The sequence below is a fragment of the Flavobacterium hydrophilum genome (assembly GCF_003202405.1).
In the GTDB taxonomy this organism is placed as follows: Bacteria; Bacteroidota; Bacteroidia; order Flavobacteriales; family Flavobacteriaceae; genus Flavobacterium; species Flavobacterium hydrophilum.
Genome location: NZ_QJHL01000006.1, coordinates 103,446 through 118,510, shown reverse-complemented (window position 1 = coordinate 118,510; position 15,065 = coordinate 103,446). Strand labels below are relative to the sequence as shown.

17 protein-coding genes are annotated in these 15,065 nt (G+C 34.1%); 8 read left to right on the top strand and 9 right to left on the bottom strand.

Features of this window, described 5'->3' with window-relative positions; all coding sequences use genetic code 11:
* Positions 1-196: 196 nt before the first annotated feature.
* From DMB68_RS20460 to DMB68_RS20440, 5 genes are all read left to right on the top strand, one after another.
* The gene (locus DMB68_RS20460) at positions 197-1,975 is read left to right on the top strand and encodes an ABC transporter ATP-binding protein (protein WP_110348495.1); all 1,779 of its coding nucleotides are present in this window, start codon (positions 197-199) and stop codon (positions 1,973-1,975) included.
* A 67-nt stretch (positions 1,976-2,042) separates the two neighbouring features.
* The gene (locus DMB68_RS20455; RefSeq protein WP_110348587.1) at positions 2,043-2,411 is read left to right on the top strand and encodes a PUR family DNA/RNA-binding protein; all 369 of its coding nucleotides are present in this window, start codon (positions 2,043-2,045) and stop codon (positions 2,409-2,411) included.
* Positions 2,412-2,624: 213 nt separating this feature from the next.
* Entirely contained in the window at positions 2,625-4,766 is a 2,142-nt protein-coding gene (locus DMB68_RS20450) for a glycoside hydrolase family 3 N-terminal domain-containing protein (RefSeq protein WP_196783714.1), read from the top strand.
* Positions 4,767-4,778: 12 nt separating this feature from the next.
* Positions 4,779-5,609 (top strand): alpha/beta hydrolase, encoded by an 831-nt coding sequence (locus tag DMB68_RS20445; RefSeq protein ID WP_110348493.1) that lies wholly within the window; start codon positions 4,779-4,781, stop codon positions 5,607-5,609.
* A 21-nt stretch (positions 5,610-5,630) separates the two neighbouring features.
* Positions 5,631-6,176 (top strand): RBBP9/YdeN family alpha/beta hydrolase, encoded by a 546-nt coding sequence (locus DMB68_RS20440; RefSeq protein WP_110348492.1) that lies wholly within the window; start codon positions 5,631-5,633, stop codon positions 6,174-6,176.
* 47 nt (positions 6,177-6,223) lie between these two features.
* On the opposite strand, the gene DMB68_RS20435 is transcribed toward DMB68_RS20440, so the two are convergent.
* Complete coding sequence (locus DMB68_RS20435; RefSeq protein WP_110348491.1) at positions 6,224-6,559, bottom strand: tRNA-binding protein; 336 nt, start codon at positions 6,557-6,559, stop codon at positions 6,224-6,226.
* A gap of 125 nt (positions 6,560-6,684) precedes the next feature.
* Between DMB68_RS20435 and DMB68_RS20430 the strand changes: the two genes are divergently transcribed.
* The 3 genes from DMB68_RS20430 to DMB68_RS20420 all read left to right on the top strand — a co-directional run bounded on the left by DMB68_RS20430 (position 6,685) and on the right by DMB68_RS20420 (position 9,012).
* A complete protein-coding gene (locus DMB68_RS20430; RefSeq protein ID WP_110348490.1) occupies positions 6,685-7,578 on the top strand; it encodes an alpha/beta fold hydrolase in 894 nt (297 codons plus the stop codon).
* 119 nt (positions 7,579-7,697) lie between these two features.
* Positions 7,698-8,252: a thioredoxin family protein gene (locus DMB68_RS20425; RefSeq protein ID WP_110348489.1), complete on the top strand. Its 555-nt coding sequence runs from the start codon at positions 7,698-7,700 to the stop codon at positions 8,250-8,252.
* 364 nt (positions 8,253-8,616) lie between these two features.
* Entirely contained in the window at positions 8,617-9,012 is a 396-nt protein-coding gene (locus DMB68_RS20420) for a GreA/GreB family elongation factor (protein ID WP_110348488.1), read from the top strand.
* Between the two features lie 118 nt (positions 9,013-9,130).
* On the opposite strand, the gene DMB68_RS20415 is transcribed toward DMB68_RS20420, so the two are convergent.
* The 8 genes from DMB68_RS20415 to DMB68_RS20380 all read right to left on the bottom strand — a co-directional run bounded on the left by DMB68_RS20415 (position 9,131) and on the right by DMB68_RS20380 (position 15,062).
* Positions 9,131-10,063, bottom strand: a complete 933-nt coding sequence (locus DMB68_RS20415; RefSeq protein ID WP_110348487.1) for a peptidylprolyl isomerase — start codon at positions 10,061-10,063, stop codon at positions 9,131-9,133.
* A 60-nt stretch (positions 10,064-10,123) separates the two neighbouring features.
* Complete coding sequence (locus DMB68_RS20410) at positions 10,124-11,260, bottom strand: MFS transporter (RefSeq protein ID WP_231131705.1); 1,137 nt, start codon at positions 11,258-11,260, stop codon at positions 10,124-10,126.
* A gap of 133 nt (positions 11,261-11,393) precedes the next feature.
* The gene (locus DMB68_RS20405; protein WP_110348485.1) at positions 11,394-11,744 is read right to left on the bottom strand and encodes a cupin domain-containing protein; all 351 of its coding nucleotides are present in this window, start codon (positions 11,742-11,744) and stop codon (positions 11,394-11,396) included.
* A 201-nt stretch (positions 11,745-11,945) separates the two neighbouring features.
* On the bottom strand, positions 11,946-12,725 hold the full coding sequence (locus tag DMB68_RS20400; RefSeq protein ID WP_110348484.1) for a T9SS type A sorting domain-containing protein: 780 nt from the start codon (positions 12,723-12,725) through the stop codon (positions 11,946-11,948).
* Positions 12,726-12,731: 6 nt separating this feature from the next.
* Complete coding sequence (locus DMB68_RS20395; RefSeq protein WP_231131703.1) at positions 12,732-13,202, bottom strand: ankyrin repeat domain-containing protein; 471 nt, start codon at positions 13,200-13,202, stop codon at positions 12,732-12,734.
* A 63-nt stretch (positions 13,203-13,265) separates the two neighbouring features.
* A complete protein-coding gene (locus DMB68_RS20390; protein ID WP_110348482.1) occupies positions 13,266-13,811 on the bottom strand; it encodes a YceI family protein in 546 nt (181 codons plus the stop codon).
* 12 nt (positions 13,812-13,823) lie between these two features.
* Positions 13,824-14,171, bottom strand: a complete 348-nt coding sequence (locus tag DMB68_RS20385) for a hypothetical protein (RefSeq protein ID WP_110348481.1) — start codon at positions 14,169-14,171, stop codon at positions 13,824-13,826.
* A gap of 27 nt (positions 14,172-14,198) precedes the next feature.
* Positions 14,199-15,062: a DUF5777 family beta-barrel protein gene (locus tag DMB68_RS20380; protein ID WP_110348586.1), complete on the bottom strand. Its 864-nt coding sequence runs from the start codon at positions 15,060-15,062 to the stop codon at positions 14,199-14,201.
* Positions 15,063-15,065: the final 3 nt, after the last annotated feature.

The window sequence follows — 15,065 nt, the reverse complement described above, 5'->3', positions numbered from 1 at the left end:
GTATTATTTAGTTAAAATTATGAATTCGTCAAAAAGACAACCCAAACATACATAAAAAATACATATGTGCTAATTTTTAAACTTTAAATTAATAATTTTACAATATAATTATTTTGATTAAATTTCAATTTATTATACTTTTAATTCATAATAATTCAAAATTTTAAATCAATCCAATATCACATTTCTTAAAAAAATGAAAGAATTAAGCTATTTAAACAAATATTTCATTAAGTATAAATACAGTTTTTCCTTTGGAATTTTAATCACTATAATCGCACAAATATTTTTCCTGTTCACACCAAAGTTAGTTAGCGAGTCTTTTGATGTAATTGAGCAATTTCTAAAATTATCAGATACCGATCAAAAATCTTCTATAATAATTGGCTACTACAGACAGGAATTAATTCATAACGTCCTCTTAATCATAGGAAGTGCAATTGTAGCAGGTTTTTTAACTTTTTTAATGCGTCAGACCTTAATTGTAATGTCTCGGCACATTGAATTTGATTTAAAAAATGAGGTTTTCGGCCAATACCAGAATCTTTCTCAAAATTTCTACAAACAAAACCGAACGGGAGATTTAATGAACCGAATCAGTGAAGATGTATCAAAAGTGAGAATGTACGTTGGCCCTGCGGTTATGTATACAATCAACACTTTTATACGTTTTGCGATTGTTATTATATATATGTATAATGTTTCTCCGTTATTAACTTTATATACGCTTCTTCCTCTGCCTATTCTATCCTATTGCATTTTCAAACTGAGTTCTGAAATCAATAAACGAAGTACCACTTTTCAGCAATATTTATCAAAAGTTTCCAGTTTTACCCAAGAAATATTTTCCGGAATACGGGTAATAAAAGCGTATTCACTAGAAAATCAGCATCAGAATAATATGATTGCCTTATCTGATGAAAGTAAAAGCAAAAGTTTAAGTCTGGCGAGAGTTCAGTCGCTGTTTGGTCCTTTGATGATTGCCCTTATCGGAATCAGTAATCTGGTTGTTATTTATTTTGGGGGTGTGATGTACATTAACGGAACAATCCCAAACATTGGAACAATTGCCGAATTCATTTTATACGTCAACATGCTTACCTGGCCAGTTGCCTCTTTGGGTTGGGTTTCCTCAATGGTTCAGGAGGCCGAAGCTTCTCAAAAACGGTTAAATGAATTTTTGAAAATTGAACCAGAAATTAAAAACAACAATCCGGATTCATCAGATATTCAGGGTTCAATTGCTTTTGAAAATGTAAGTTTTACTTATCAGGATACTAATATTGAGGCTTTAAAAAATGTAACGTTCACTGTTAAAAAAGGAGAAACACTGGCTATTTTGGGGAAGACGGGCTCAGGGAAATCAACTATATTATCTTTAATTTCACGTTTGTATGACGTTACTGAGGGAACAATCACAATTGACGGTAATGAAATCCGTACTTTGAATCTTAACGATTTAAGAAACAACATCGGAATAGTGCCTCAGGATGCTTTCTTGTTTTCGGATACCATTAAAAACAATATCAAATTCGGTAATCAGAATGCAACGGATGAAGAAGTAATTACTGCAGCCAAAAATGCAGTAGTTCATGACAACATTATCGCATTTAATAAACAATACGATACCATTTTAGGAGAAAGAGGAATCACACTTTCAGGCGGACAAAAGCAGCGTGTATCTATTGCAAGGGCGATTATTAAAAATCCTGCTATTTTACTTTTTGATGATTGTCTGTCAGCTGTTGACACCGAAACCGAAGAAACAATTTTGAACAATTTATTTGAAATTTGCAAAGACAAAACAACTATTATAGTTAGTCATCGTGTTTCATCAGCCAAAAATGCCGATAAAATAATCATTCTGGAAGATGGTAAAATTATACAACAAGGTTCTCATAATCAATTAATAAATCAGGAAGGCTACTATTCATCGTTATATTTAAAACAACTTTCGGAAAAAGAATTACTTTAAATGTTGCGTAATAGATATTTTTTTATGATTTTTGGTTACTATTAATTCCAAAATGATAGAACGTATTATGAGAGAAAACGACATGTTAGAAAAAGAAGAGATTTTTTCTAAAGTATTACGAGCAGGAAGAAGAACTTATTTCTTTGATGTGAGAGCTACTAAAGCTGACGATTATTATATCACGATTACTGAAAGTAAAAAATTTACAGAAGAGGATGGTTCTTTTCATTTTAAAAAACACAAAATCTATTTGTACAAGGAAGATTTTAGCTCTTTTGCTGAAATTTTAGAAGAAATGACTTCTTATGTACTGAACCACAAAGGTGAAGAAGTAATATCTGAAAGACATCAAAAAGATTTTAAGAAAGAATATAGTTCTGATAAAACGGAAGAGCACAGATCAAGCTTTACAGATATTGATTTTGACGATATTTAATCTATATATAAACTTTTCAAAAAGTACGAGTCCAATATGTCCTGCATTTTGGACTTTTTTTATATATTTAATTTCTTAAAACCGCTAACCTTGAAAACATTAACCACAAGACTACTTTATTGTTTATTATTTTCTCTCTGCATAAGTTCAATATCGTACAGCCAAAAATCAGATTTAAATATTGAAAAAAAGATAGACAAGGTCATAAAAAATATGACTTTGGAACAAAAAATTGGTCAGGGATGTCTGAAAGGGACTTCCAGCCGTAGTAAAGGATTATCTGAAGAGCTTAAAAAAGAAGTCCGAATGGGGTTAGTTGGTGCTATTTTAAACCTGACAGAACCCAATCTTGTCCTTGAAATACAAAAAATTGCCGTAGAAGAAAGTCCAAATCATATTCCGCTATTGTTTGGCAGGGATGTCATTCACGGATACAAAACTATTTTTCCGATTCCATTAGGATTGGCTGCATCCTGGGATATAGAATTAGTTGAAAAAACATCAAAAATTGCAGCTAATGAATCCTATTCAAGATGCATTAACTGGACATACGCCCCAATGGTCGATATCGCCAGAGATGCCCGCTGGGGAAGAATTGCAGAATCTCCCGGCGAAGATCCTTTATTGGCATCCAGATTAGGAACTGCATATATTAAAGGATTTCAGGGAAATGATCCTTCTGTTCCCGGACAAATTTTAGCCTGTGCAAAACATTTCGCAGCCTACGGTGCAGCTGAGGGAGGAAGAGATTACAACACTGTTAACATTTCTGAATCATTACTTCGAAATGTATATTTAAAACCTTTTGAAGCAGCAGCAAAATCAGGGGTAGCAACGTTCATGAGTTCTTTTAATGATCTTAACGGAATTCCGGCTTCAGGAAACAGCTTTTTGCTCAGGAAAATTTTACGTGAAGAATGGAAATACGATGGTTTCGTTGTGAGTGACTGGAATTCAGTTACTGAAATGATTCCACATGGTTATGCCGTCGATGAAAAAGATGCCGCATTTAAATCTGCATCAGCAGGACTTGACATGGAAATGACCAGTTTGTCCTATGCAAATCATTTAAAAGCGCTGATTGCTGAAAAGAAAATTTCTGAAAAGCAATTAGATGACATGGTACGCAATATTTTGAGAATAAAATTCAGAGCCGGGGTTTTTGATAATCCTTATTTTAAAGACCGTGAAAAATTTTCATTGCTAAATGCAGATGCTTTACAAACTGCCAGAACAGCTGCCAGTAAAAGCTGCGTGCTATTAAAAAATGAAAATCAAATTTTGCCTCTAAAAACCAATCAAAAAATAGCAGTAATTGGCCCATTGGCAGATGCTGCAAGAGAACAATTAGGCACATGGATTTTTGACGGTAACAAAGCAGATTCACAAACTCCTCTTAAAGCCTTGCAAAATAGTTTTGGAGAAAATAATGTATTTTATGCTTCCGGACTTTCTCACAGCCGTTCGTTATCTGAAGAAGGATTTGCATCCGCAATCGCAGAAGCTAAAAAATCAGACATTATTTTATTTTTTGCAGGAGAAGAAGCAATTCTTTCGGGAGAAGCACATTCACGGGCAAATATTAATTTACCCGGATTACAGGAAAAATTAATAGCAGAATTACAAAAAACAGGAAAACCAATAATAGTAATTGTAATGGCAGGAAGACCAATAACTCTGGGAGCTGTTTTACCAAATGTAAATGCATTAATTATGGCATGGCATCCTGGAACTATGGCTGGTCCGGCAATTTCTGATGTGATTTTGGGAACTGTAAACCCTTCAGGAAAACTACCTGTAACCTGGCCGAAAGAAGTCGGTCAGATTCCTATTTATTATAATCATCCCAATACAGGAAGACCTGCAGATCCCACAACTTTTGTGGCTATTCAGGACATTCCTGTCGAAGCATGGCAAAGTTCTTTAGGCAATAATTCGCATTATCTGGATGCGGGATATGAGCCTCAGTTTCCTTTTGGATTTGGATTGAGCTATACAACTTTCTCTTATGATACTTTAAAAATCGAGAAAGCAGTCCTAAAAAATAATAACAACGAAAAATTGAACGTTTCTGCCGTTATTACCAATACAGGAAACCATACAGGAACAGAAACTGTTCAATTATACGTTCGTGATATTACAGGAAGTATTGTCAGACCTGTCAGGGAACTTAAAGATTTTGTACAAATCGAATTAAAGCCTAAAGAATCTAAGACTGTACAATTTTCAATTCCTGTTTCAGACCTTGCTTTTTATAATGATAAAATGGAACTGAAAACAGAACCGGGTGATTTTAAAGTCTGGATCGCTTCTCATGCTGAAAATGGTTTGGAAGGTGATTTTAAAATTGAATAAAATAATTTATATATGAAGAAAATAGCATTTTTACTTAGTTTGTTTATTGTTGGAATTTCCTCTTTTGCTCAAAAATCAGAATATGATGTAAAAGAAAACATTCAATATTACAGTGCAGCAACCAATAAATCTGACTCCTACATTAATGAAAGATGCGTTTTAGATATTTATTACCCTAAAAACATCAAAGGATTTGCCACCATAGTCTGGTTTCATGGCGGTGGATTAACTGGCGGAAGCAAAGAAATACCCGAAGCATTAAAAAATAAAGGTTTTGCCATTATTGGTGTTAATTACAGGTTATCTCCAAAAGTAAAAGCCGCAAAATGTATTGAAGATGCAGCAGCAGCTGTAGCCTGGGCTTTTAATAACATTGCAGGTTACGGAGGCGATACTTCCTTAATTTTTGTATCAGGGCATTCTGCCGGCGCTTATCTTACATTAATGACTGGTCTGGATAAAAAATGGTTGCAAAAAGAAAACATTGATGCCAATAAAATTGCAGGATTAATTCCGTTTAGCAGCCAATGCATTACCCATTTTGAAATTAGAAGAGAAAACGGAATTCCTGAAAAACAACCAACAATTGATACTTTTGCCCCTTTATTTTATGTTCGTTCAGATGCTCCCCCTGTTTTATTAATTACCGGAGATCGTGAACTGGAAATGTTAGGCAGATATGAAGAAAATGCTTATATGGAACGTATGATGAAACTTGTGGGACATAAACAAACCAAGCTTTACAAATTAGATGGATATGGCCATGGTATGACTGAACCTGGTTTTCCATTACTTGTAAACGAAGTAAACCGCATTATAAAAGAAAAGCAACCTAAAAAATAATTATTTAAAAAATCCACGGCAATGGAGACACAACTATTAATTTTACCCGGACTGGGAAATTCAGGTGAGAAACACTGGCAAACCTTTTGGCACGAAAAATTCAAAAACTCGATTCGTTTGATTCAGGACAATTGGGATGAACCAGTTCGGGAAGAATGGCTTAAAAGATTAAATGAAGAAATAGGCAAATTGGAACGCCCAACGATTTTAGTGGCGCATAGTCTGGCAGTTTCCTTAGTATTACATTGGGCAGAAACAAATAATAATAAAAATATAATTGGAGCTTTACTGGTAGCTCCCGCAGATGTTGATTCGCCAAAACATACACCAGATATTATTCGAAATTTTTCACCAATGCCACTTTATCAATTGCCATTTCCTTCAATTGTAGTGGCGAGCGAAAATGACCCGTATGCTTCTTTCGAAAGAAAACAATATTTTGCAAAAATGTGGGGAAGCGATTTTATAAATGTGGGACAGCAAGGACATATCAACTCTGATTCTGATTTAAAATATTGGGAAGAAGGACAGTTAATTTTGCAGAAGCTGATCGAAAAACTAAAATAATTTTAAAGATTTTCAGTCTCAGCTTTTATGCTGTGACTGAAAATTATTTAGCCTATTCGCAAACCATTTTCTATTTTAAAATCGGGAGCTAATAAAATTACGTCTCCCTCCTCACCTACTGCTCCCAATACCAGACATTCACTCATAAATTTTCCTATTTGTTTTTTAGGAAAATTTACAACAGCCACAATCTGCCGATTGAGCAAATCTTCTTTTTGATAACGCTTTGTAATTTGTGCCGATGATTTTCGAATACCAATTTCGGATCCAAAATCAATTGTAAGCTGATAGGCTGGTTTTCTCGCTTCAGGAAAATCATTTATCTCGATTATGGTTCCAACACGCATGTCGCTTCTTTCAAATTCGTTCCAGGTTAAATCCATTTTATTTCTTAGTTTATTTGCAAACCTATTAATTTTGTAATTAAATGATACTAATTCTATAACCCTTTTTTTAGCTATGGTTTTAATTTTACAAATCAAATTATTAGCCAACTAAAAATACGGAAATGGAAAATAGTCTAACACACGCCAATATATCTCTTAGAGATTCAGAATTTGATATTCAACTCCAAAACACAGATAAATACATTGAAACTGCCCAAAATGTAAAACTTTATGTGAGAGATTACGGAAAAGGAAAACCTGTAATTTTGATTCATGGATGGCCGCTTTCTAATGAAATGTGGGAATATCAAATTGAATTTTTAGTTCAGAATAACTTTAGGGTAATCGCATATGATCGTCGTGGTTTTGGTAAATCATCACAACCTTGGGATGGTTATGATTACGATACATTGTCAGATGATTTAAAAGAAATTATAGAGCAGCTTCAATTAGAAAATGCCACACTTGTAGGCTTTTCTATGGGAGGTGGCGAAGTCGTACGCTATTTCAGCCGTCATGCTGGAAAAGGCGTTACAAAAGCAGCTTTAATTTCATCAATTATTCCTTTTTTATTAAAAACAGATGATAATCCCGAAGGGCGCCCAAAAGAAAAAGGCGAAGCAACTGCGGATGCAATAAGAGAAGACAGAATAGGGTTTCTTGAAAATTTTGGAAAAACTTTTTTTGGCGTTAATATAATCAACAAACCACTAAGTACTCCTTTATTAGAATATTACAGAAATCTATGTTCATTAGCTTCTCCAAGAGCAACATTAAAATGTGCAGAATCTTTATCGAATACAGATTTTAGGGATGAACTGCAAGCCATAAAAGTTCCTACCTTGATTATTCATGGAGATGATGATAAGAATGTTCCAATTGAAGTGAGTTCTCAAAAAACTGCTGAAGCCATAGCTAACAATACTTTTGTAATTTATGAAGGCGCACCGCACGGATTATTCTACACAGAAAAAGACCGTTTGAACCAGGACCTGCTCAACTTCTTAAACGCATAAAAAATAATTTATATCCAAAGAACTTTACTTCTATAATTTCTTTGGATATATTTTTTACAGGCGTCACTTTCTTTTACAGAATTAAAAGTTATTTTTGAATAACTAATTCTCTAGAAAAAATGGCACGAACTCCTTCAAATATGATTCCGCTTGGGACTATTTCTCCAAACTTCTATCTAAAAGATACCAATTCTAATCATGAATATTCTTTTGAAGATTTAAAAGGATCTAAAGGTACACTTGTCATTTTTATGTGCAATCATTGTCCTTTTGTACTTCATGTAATCAAAGAAATTGTCATGATTGCTAATGATTATCGGGTTCAGGGAATTGGTATTATTGCGATTTCGAGTAATGATATTGAGAAATTCCCACAGGATTCACCAGAAATGATGACTGAATTTGCTTTTGAAAATAAAATAGATTTTCCTTATTTATTTGATGAAACACAGGAAGTAGCAAAAGCCTATGATGCAGCCTGTACTCCTGATTTTTATCTGTTTGATAATCAAAACCGTTTATCTTACAGAGGTCAATTAGATGATTCAAGACCCGGAAACGGAATTCCTTTAAGCGGAAACGATTTACGGAGTGCTATTGATGCTTTGATTTACAACAGAAGTTTAAATGAAACCCAAAAACCAAGCATCGGCTGTAACATTAAATGGAAATAGATTTTATTTAATTCCGTTTTCTTATCTTTACAATTCCAGTACATTTTATAGAATGGTGAATATTATATTATTTATAGCTTATACACTACTGTTTCCCCTTAGGAGGAAACCAATTGCGGCTGTAATTATTTCACACAATAAGGCCTTTATTAATTAGGCCTCCGTCTATTTCATTTTCTTCTTTCAGACGGAGGATTTTTACACAGTTTTAATTATGTTTTTCTATTTGAGGGATTTCTTCTTTCAAATAAAATAACTATTTCCACACAACCAAAACTCGAAACACAGATTTCAATTTGCATATTAGTGCAATCTTAATTTTTACACAACAAACTGATTATCAATATTAATAACAATAAAAAAAATGAAACCAACACCTATTTTCTGCAAAAAAGATTATCAGTTCTTACGGGAATTGATATTAAAAAGTAAAAATGACACAAACGCCAAAGAAGCAGGACTGCTTTCTCAAGAGTTAGACCGTGCCATTATCAGTGAAGAAAGTCTTCTCGACAATTCTGTTATCCGAATCAATTCGCATGTAACAATTGAGGATGTAAAAGCAAATAAACAAATGAAAATTCAAATTGTTTTGCCTTCTTTATCCGATGTTAAAGAGAGAAAAATATCAATTTTAGCGCCTTTAAGTGTTGCCATAATTGGTTTTAAAGAAAACGACCAAGTAGACTGGGAATTACCTGCCGGAATAAAAACATTAAAAATCATTGAAGTAAACAATGCTTCTGTATCGAATTCTTAATTTTTAAAACACCTCATCAATGAAGGTGTTTTTTTTATTTCTATATTTTTTTTACAGAAGCAAAAAAAATCCCATCCGGAAACCGAATGGGACATTATTATAAATGCATCTAAAAATCTTATTTTACATCCATTAATTCTACATCAAAAATTAGAGTAGCATGTGGAGGAATTACACCTCCTGCACCTGATGGTCCATATGCTAAATCAGACGGAATTACAAAACGAGCTTTGTCTCCTACTTGTAATAAAGCAATACCTTCATCCCATCCTTCGATAACCTGACCCTGACCTAATCTGAATTCGATTGGTTTTTTTCTTGGGTAAGAAGAATCAAAAACTTTTCCATTTTCTAAAGATCCTTCGTAGTGTACAGAAACAGTTTTTCCGGCTTCAGCTTTTTTACCATCTCCTTTTTGAATCATTTTGTAACGTAAACCGCTATCTGTTTTATCAAAACCGGCAGCTAATTGCTCCATTTTTGCTTCAGATTCTGCTTTTAAAGCTGCTTCTCTTTTTAGACGCGCTCCTTTTAAACTAATAAAAGCTTCGATAGCATTCCATTTTTGAGCTTCTTCTCCAACTCTGATAATTTCAACAGCATCCAAATTATCTCCCTGAGCAACAGCATCCACAACATCCTGACCTTCGATAACATGTCCAAAAACAGTGTGTTTATTGTCTAACCATGAAGTAGGAACGTGTGTGATATAAAACTGAGAACCGTTACTTGCAGGTCCTGAATTTGCCATTGCCAAAACTCCAGGACGATCGTGTTTTAAACTTGGGTGAAATTCATCATCAAATTTATATCCCGGATCACCAGTTCCTGTTCCTTTAGGACAACCACCCTGAATCATAAAATCAGGAATAACTCTGTGAAAAGTTAAACCGTCATAGAATTTTTGTCCCTGAGGTTTTACTTTATTTTCCATATTTCCTTCTGCAAGAGCTACAAAATTCCCTACGGTTCCTGGTGCTAATTCGTGTGCTAATTTTACTAAAATCGAACCTTTACTAGTATTGAATTTAGCGTATATTCCGTTTTCCATTGTTGTTATTTTTTAATTGAACGCAAATTTACAAATTAATTTTATATCAATTTGTGCTTTCTATTTTTTAGATTTTGATTTATAAGTAAGTCCGTAAACTGTTAAGGCTAATATTGACAAGCCCACACATCCGATAGTTACGGCGTGCCAGCCTCCTAATTTCCATAATAACAACCCGTAAGCTGATCCGGCTGCTGTTCCTAAAAAGCTAAACGACATAAAAACCGTATTTAATCTGTTTCTGGCTTCCGGAAGTAACGAATACACACGGGTTTGATTTGAAATATGAACACCCTGAATTCCGATGTCAATAAATACAATTCCAATAGCAATTCCGATAACACTTTCTATTGAAAAATAAAAAACCAAAAAGCTGATTAGTATTAATAAACAACCATAACCAACTGCTACTCTTGAACCTCCTTTGTCTCCCATTTTTCCAACTAAAGGCGCTGCCAAAGCTCCTGAAGCGCCAACAATTCCGAACAGACCTATTGTAGCACTGTTAAAATTAAAAGGCTCTCCCGAAAGCAATAAAACCATAGTAGTCCAGAAAGCTCCAAACTGAGCAAAACTGAATACATTTATTAAAGTGGCTTCGCGCAGGACAGGCTGCGTTTTTATTAATGTAAAAAGAGATTGGATTAACTGGCCGTAAGATCCCTGAAACTGCGGTTTATTGACAGGGAATTTATTCTGAATGACAAAAAAGATCAAAAGACAAATTCCGGCAGCAATATAAAACATAGATCTCCAGCCTAAAAACTGTCCAATAAAACCGCTTAAAGTTCTGGAAAGTAAAATACCAACCAGTAAGCCGCTCATAATAGTTCCAATAACTTTTCCTCTTTGTTCATGACCACTTAATGACGCTGCTAAAGGTAAAATAAGCTGTGGTACTATTGAAGTAACTCCTATAAGTACAGAAGCAATTTGCAATATCAGGAAACTTTTTGCCGTAGCTGCAATTATCAAGGCAATTACAGAAGCAAAAGTGGTAATTAAGATTTGTTTTTTGCGTTCGATTTTATCGCCCAGCGGAACCATAAAAAACAAACCAATGGCATATCCAGCCTGGGTTAGGTAGGTTATTGTGCCTGCATTAGCTTCAGGAATTTTAAATTCGTTGGCAATTAAAACAATTAAAGGCTGGCAGTAATACAGATTTGCAACTATAAGTCCAGTGCAAACTGCCATAAATAAGACATTCGTTTTGGATAAATTCATTTTGCAAAAATACCAATCTAATCTTTATCAAAACTTTAAAAAATGTATAAATTTTTCAAATTTCGAGTCCGATATATTTTAAGTTTTGTGAATTCTTATGATTTTAGTACTTCATGAAATCTTCACGCATCGGACTAAAAACATCTGTCAGCATTCCTTCTTCTACACACAAAACACCATGAATTGCATGAGGCGGAATATAAAAACTGTCTCCTTCCTTTAACAATTTTGTTACTCCGTTTATGGTAACATCAAATTTGCCTTTTGCTACATAAGTTACCTGAGTATGATAATGTTCGTGTAAAGCACCTACAGCTCCTGTTTCAAAATATACATTCACTAACATAACGCGATTATCAAAAGCAAGAATTTTACGTTTTACACCTTCTCCAACTACTTCCCATTGAATTTCTTCACCAAAAAGGAATTCGGCACTTGCAACTGAATCTTCCATATTGTTTTTTTTTAAAAAAATTAATTACAATGCAAAAATAGTGCTTTTTAGAGATTAAACTTTGAATATAATAACTGCATTTCTCCAAACCAAGTCAATATCTGAAAACAAAAACGCCAAACATATTTATTCATTCGAAAAACATATCTGGCGTTTACTAAACAATCTTTAATTTTAGCTGTTTCCTGCACAGCTTCTCAACTATCTAATAATAATTTTTTTCCAGGTTTTTTCCTGATCATTTTGCAATTCAATTAGATAAACTCCTGTTTGCAAACTTTTCAACGATACTTCCACAGTATTAGATTTACCTTCAATGTTAATGGTTTCAACCAATGTGCCTGTTTGAGAATAGACATTTATTTTGTCTAAACCAGTTTTGGTTTCAATACTAAAATTGCCGTTTGACGGATTGGGATAAATAGCAGAAGTTTTTAAACTAAAATCATCTACACCTAAAGAAGCGGACAAAGGTACACTTACATTATAACCACGATTACCACTTCCGTGATTATTTAACGCATATCCTGCATTACTTCTTCGTGACCAGGCAAAATCAATAGTCGTATTAGCATAATTAAAGGTATAATCATTTGCGTCTCCGGTTGATAAATTTCGTTCAGCTATTATAGTTCTAATTCCTGAAGTTACTGTATTTGAAGTCACCGTCCAGCTTTGTGAGGCATCTGTATTGGGAAATTGAGCATATCCGGCGTGATTTCCGTCTATTAATGTGGTTCCATTAGCATAAACAAAATCTTCCCCGGTTTCCATTCCGCCACCTGCTCCAAAATTTCCAAATTGCAAAGCAAACCACCTGTCTGAAGGTCCGGTAAGCTTTAAAGTCGCTTTTGATGTGGTATTGTTTAATGTTAAATTCGCTGTCATATTCGTAGACAAAGTAACATCTCCGGTAGATTTTTGCTGGGCAAAGCTGCTTAGACTAATTACTAAAAGTCCTAAAAGAGTAATTTTCTTCATAATCAATTATTTTAAAAGGTTGATGATTTGTTCATTTTGAGAAAAAACAGCATATTCAAATGCTGTTTTTCCTTTATTATCTTTAATTGTTTTGTCGGCTTTATACGCTAAAAGCAATTCCACTAAAAAGCTGTTTTTGAATTGTACAGCCAATGACAATGCCGTTGTTCCATTGGCATCTGTTGCATTTGGATTGGCTTTTTTCTCTAATAATAATTTTACTAATTCAGGATGGTTTTTGTAAGTTGCCGCCATAAGTGCCGTACCCATATCAGAATTATAATTAAGATCTTTTACGCTTTCTATCAAAAATTTGGCAACCTCAATATTTCCTCTGTAACAGGCTAAAATCAAAGGGGTTGTTTTATTTTCGTTTACAGAATTAATTAAACCCGGGTTTGACTTATTCAAATCCTGAATCTCATCTAAAGTCCCGCTTCGGGCAATATCAAAAACATTTTTGTCTTGTGCTTTCATATTAAAAAAGCATAACAATAAGGTTAACACTAATAGTTTTTTCATCATTCAAAAGTTATAGGCTTAATTAGCTTCAAGAATAAAATTCATTGAAACTTTTACATTCTCGGCAATTTTTCCTTTAACCAAACCTGGAATTTCAATTTTATAATCCTGTGGTTTAACTGAAATTGCACTTGTTGCCAGAATTTTTGCTCCGCTTAGCACAAGATTGATTTTAGTTTTTATCTTTTTAGTAACACCGTGAATGGTTAAATCACCTTCTAAGTCATAAGCAGTTTTTGTGGCTGATAATTTTTTGGCATCAAAATTTAAAATCTTCCCTTTAAAAGTGGCTTTTGGAAACTGTGAAGATTCCATATAATTTTCATTAAAATGCTCTTCCATTAACGGCGCTTTGAATTTGAATGATTTTATTAAAGTCAATGCCACAAAATCTCCTGTACTTTTCTCAAGAATACAGGAAGTTGTTTTGTTTGTTGCTGCTACTTCTTCAAAAGCAGGCATTGATGCTTCAAATTTCACCTCTCCGGTTCGGGTTATCATTTTTTGCGAAAAAACGAGATTTCCCGCCAATAAAAACAATGCTGATACTATTAATTCTTTCATTTTGTATTTGTTTTAATTTTTATATCCTTCTTTTTGCCAAAGTATAATCATGTCGATTGTTGTTCTCGGCAGAGGCTCACCAGGAGGCATAACGCTTCCACACGATTGAGTCTGGTCTATCCTGCAAATCAGGTTCCCGTTTTGTGCAGCATCCCTTACCTGCTCATACGTTTCTAACGTTGGGAATCGTCTTCCTGCTGCATGGCAACCCACACAAGCCTTTATGACAGGTCCAACATTTGCTGTGTACGTAGGTGAATTTGATGATTCCGATTCTGAAATTTCTTCGTAAGTTCTGGTTGTGCAGGATGTTATAAATGCTGCACAGATAAATAACACTGTTAGTATACTCTTTTTCATGTTTTTTTACTTAAATAATTCTCTTTTTTAAAAGGATCTGTACATATTAAATCCAAAATAAACCTTGCCTTTGTTCCAGTCTCCTGAAGCAGTCGAAAATACTGCCACATCATTCATAGGCTGGCTGTTTGAAAACACAAGTTGAAAAACATGACCGCCGGTTTCGATATCTAAACCAACTGTAAGCGGATTATGGTAAGGGTCTATGTCTTTTTCTTCAGTAATGATACGCGCGGCATATTCAAGATTAACACTCATTCTTTTTGCAATTTTGTATCGCAATCCTGCTGCTGTTGAAAATACATTTTGCTGTTCAGTCGAATCGTCATATAAGTTTTTATAGACATTAATCAGTCCCAATTCGACTGATAATTTTTCGTTTACCTTTCTGGAAACCAATAATTGGGTAGAAAAGGCTAAACGATCAGAAAATCTTATGTTTGGATAAATTTCTTTTTCCAAAGCACTATTAATATCCATAGTGTTGTACCCTACAATTGTAACCGGAAACCCATTTATTTCCTGATTGGCCATTTTGTACTTGGCGGTTACTTCATAGATTTTGTTGTACGTGTGCCGTGTAGCTCCAAAACTTAACCAGTTTGTTACACCATAAATTCCCCCAAATTTTGTAAGGGCATTATCTAAACCAAAGAAATTATTGAATCCTTCAGACAAATCACCGAAACGGTGTGAAACAAGCATGTACCACTCTCCTTTTGCAGGTAGTTTTGTAGATTGCATATTCGCTATCTGCAGCCCTTTGAAAGCTGCAATTTCAATCTGTTTTTCATCTGATTTAATGGTGTCTAACTGACTCAGCAAATCGTCCTGCGCAAATAGATTCCCCGTTAAAAAAAACACAAGCACAAAGCCTAAAAAATTCCTCATTTT